Source organism: Lonsdalea britannica, assembly GCF_946477055.1.
Taxonomy (GTDB): domain Bacteria; phylum Pseudomonadota; class Gammaproteobacteria; order Enterobacterales; family Enterobacteriaceae; genus Lonsdalea; species Lonsdalea britannica_A.
The window spans coordinates 1-3,244 of the sequence record NZ_CAMKXG010000327.1 but is presented as its reverse complement, the minus strand read 5'-3'; the positions used below and the strand labels follow the sequence as shown (position 1 = coordinate 3,244).

Sequence of the window (3,244 nt, the reverse complement as noted above, 5' to 3'; positions counted from 1 at the left end):
AGCGGTTAGCGGTTAGCGGTTAGCGGTTAGCGGTTAGCGGTTAGCGGTTAGCGGTTAGCGGTAGAAAAGCGGATGGACGTGCGTCAATCAATCAGGCGAGATAAAAATAACCGGGGCTGAGCGCCCCGGTTGACGTCATGCGCTTACTGTTTGTACTTGCTCATGACCAGAACGGCGTTGGTGCCACCGAAACCGAAACCGTTAGACATCACGGTGTTCAGCTCACGTTCGGTCGGTTCAGTGATGATGTTCATCCCTTCACCCTGCTCGTCCAGCGTTTCGATGTTGATGCTCGGCGCGATGAAGTTATGCTCCAGCATCAGCAGCGTATAGATAGCTTCCTGTACGCCCGCGGCCCCCAAAGAGTGACCCGTCATCGCTTTGGTTGCGGAGATAGCTGGCGTATCGTTGCCGAACACTTCACGGATCGCGCCCAGTTCCTTCACATCGCCGACCGGCGTTGAAGTTCCGTGGGTGTTGATGTAATCGATCGGCCCTTCGATGTCCTGCATAGCGATTTTCATGCAGCGTACTGCGCCTTCGCCAGACGGAGCAACCATGTCAGCGCCATCGGACGTTGCACCGTAGCCCACGACTTCGGCATAGATGTGAGCGCCACGCGCCAGCGCGTGTTCCAGCTCTTCCACGACGACCATACCGCCGCCGCCAGCAATGACGAAACCATCACGGTTCGCATCATAGGTACGAGAGGCTTTTTCCGGCGTGTCGTTGTATTTGGTGGACAGTGCACCCATCGCATCAAACTCGCAGGACAGCTCCCAGCTCAGCTCTTCGCCGCCGCCGGCAAACACGATGTCCTGCTTGCCCATCTGAATCTGCTCTACGGCATTACCGATACAGTGTGCGGAAGTCGCACACGCGGAGCTGATGGAGTAGTTGATACCGTGGATCTTGAACGGTGTGGCCAGACAGGCGGAAACGCCAGAGCCCATCGCCTTGGTCACCACGTACGGACCCACAGCTTTCACGCCGCGCGGGCTACGCATTGCATCGGCACCCAGTACCTGATAGTGCGGGGAACCACCGCCGGAACCGGCGATCAGACCCACACGCGGGTTGTTCTGATAAACTTCTTCGGACAAACCCGCATCCTTCACCGCCTGCTCCATGGAGAGGAAGGCATAAATGGCAGCATCATTCATGAAACGCACGATCTTACGGTCGATCAAGCCAGTCGTGTCCAGTTTAACGTTGCCCCAGACGTGACTACGCATGCCGGCATCTTTCATCTCTTGAGAAAAGGTGATTCCTGAACGGCCCTCACGCAGAGATGCAAGAACTTCCTCTTGGTTATTACCTATGCTAGATACGATCCCAAGACCTGTAATCACTGCACGTTTCATTCAATACCTCATTCGTTTGTATAAGCATTTAGGATACTGCGAAGCACTTTAGCTTACACTTGTAAGCTGAACAAGTCCGATCTGCCTAACTTTGCACAAATTTGCACACAAAGGGGCTGACCGTTAAACTTCCGCCACCGCCTGAATTATGAGTGAGTTGCCGTGATTACGCCCGCCATCCGAACCGCTTCGCTAAGCTGGAACTCTCAGGGTACACCTGTTTCGCTACAGTTTGACGACGTCTATTTTTCCAACCAGGATGGGCTCGCGGAAACCCGCTATGTCTTTCTACAGGGCAATGACTTACCCGCACGTTTTGCACAAAATTTACGCGCGACTTTCACCGTTGCGGAGAGCGGATTCGGTACCGGACTGAATTTCTTGACCTTATGGCAAGCGTTCGCCGATTTTCGCCGTGAGCAGCCCGACGCCACCTTGCAACGCCTGCATTACATCAGTTTTGAAAAGTTTCCCCTGCAGGTGGACGATCTGGCGGCCGCGCATGCCCAGTGGCCCGAACTGGCCGCGTTCGCCGACGAACTGCGACAACACTGGCCGACGATGTCCCCCGGCTGCCATCGTCTGATACTGGCTGACGGTCACATCACGCTCGATCTGTGGTTCGGCGATATCAATGACCTGTTGCCCCAGCTCGATGAGAGCATCAATCATCAGGTCGACGCCTGGTTTCTGGACGGTTTCGCCCCCTCGAAAAACCCGGACATGTGGACCGCCAACCTGTTCAACGCGATGGCGCGGTTGTCCCGTCCCGGCGGCACCTTCGCCACCTTCACCGCGGCGGGCTTTGTCCGTCGAGGATTGCAGGAAGCCGGGTTCAACGTCTGTAAAGTCAAAGGATTCGGCCACAAGCGCGAGATGCTGAGCGGGGATCTGCCAGAAGCCATCCCCGTTACCGAATCCACGCCCTGGTATCATCGTCCTGCCGCCACGCAGCCGCAGGAGGTCGCCATCATCGGCGGCGGTATCGCCAGCCTGTTGACGGCGTTGGCGCTGCAACGGCGCCGCACCAAGGTCACCTTGTATTGCGCCGATGAACAAGTGGGACAAGGCGCTTCCGGCAACCGACAAGGCGCGCTCTATCCGCTGCTCAATGATAAGCACGATGCGCTGTCGCGTTTTTTCGCCAGCGCGTTCGGCTATGCCCGACGCACCTACGATGCGCTGGCGGCTCAGGGCGTAGACTACGAACATCAGTGGTGCGGAGTCAGCCAGTTAGCGTTTGACGATAAAAGCGCGCGCAAAATCGACCGAATCCTCGCCGGGCAATGGCCTGAAGAACTGGTGCATGCAGCCAGCGCGCAGACGCTGACTCAGGCCTGCGGCGTCCCGCTTCTTCATCGCGGCATTACGTATCCGTCCGGGGGATGGTTGTGCCCGGCCGAGCTGACCGCCGCCGCGTTGGCGCTGGCGATCCGTCAGGGCATGCAGGTCCGATTAAACACGACCGTCACCGAGCTTACTCCGTCCTCTGACGGCTGGCGTTTGACGCTGGATAGCGGAGACAATGTTCAGCATGCCACGGTCATTCTGGCGAACGGACATCAACTCAGCGACTGGCCGCAAACGCGTTACCTCCCCACCTACGCCGTGCGGGGACAGGTGAGTCACGTGCCCGGCAACGCCCAACTGCGTCCTCTTAAACAGGTGCTATGCTACGATGGCTACCTGACGCCGATCAGCCCGCGACACCAGCAGCACTGCATCGGCGCCAGCTATCACCGTGGAGACACCGGGACCGAGTATCGCGATTCGGATCAGCAGCAGAACCGCCAGCGGTTGATCGACTGTCTGCCGTCGCTGTCGTGGCCGACGTCGATAGATGTCTCCGACGGCGAGGCGCGGTGCGGCGTACGCAGCGC

At 58.0% G+C, this 3,244-nt stretch carries 2 protein-coding genes; one reads left to right on the top strand and one right to left on the bottom strand.

Features of this window, described 5'->3' with window-relative positions; genetic code table 11:
- Nucleotides 1-143: 143 nt before the first annotated feature.
- Nucleotides 144-1,364: a beta-ketoacyl-ACP synthase I gene (gene fabB, locus Q7O77_RS16100; protein ID WP_085685145.1), complete on the bottom strand. Its 1,221-nt coding sequence runs from the start codon at nt 1,362-1,364 to the stop codon at nt 144-146.
- A gap of 162 nt (nt 1,365-1,526) precedes the next feature.
- Here fabB and mnmC point away from each other — a divergent pair.
- Nucleotides 1,527-3,244, top strand: a 1,718-nt coding sequence (gene mnmC, locus Q7O77_RS16095) for a bifunctional tRNA (5-methylaminomethyl-2-thiouridine)(34)-methyltransferase MnmD/FAD-dependent 5-carboxymethylaminomethyl-2-thiouridine(34) oxidoreductase MnmC (RefSeq protein WP_304169667.1), incomplete at its 3' end; no start/stop codon positions are given.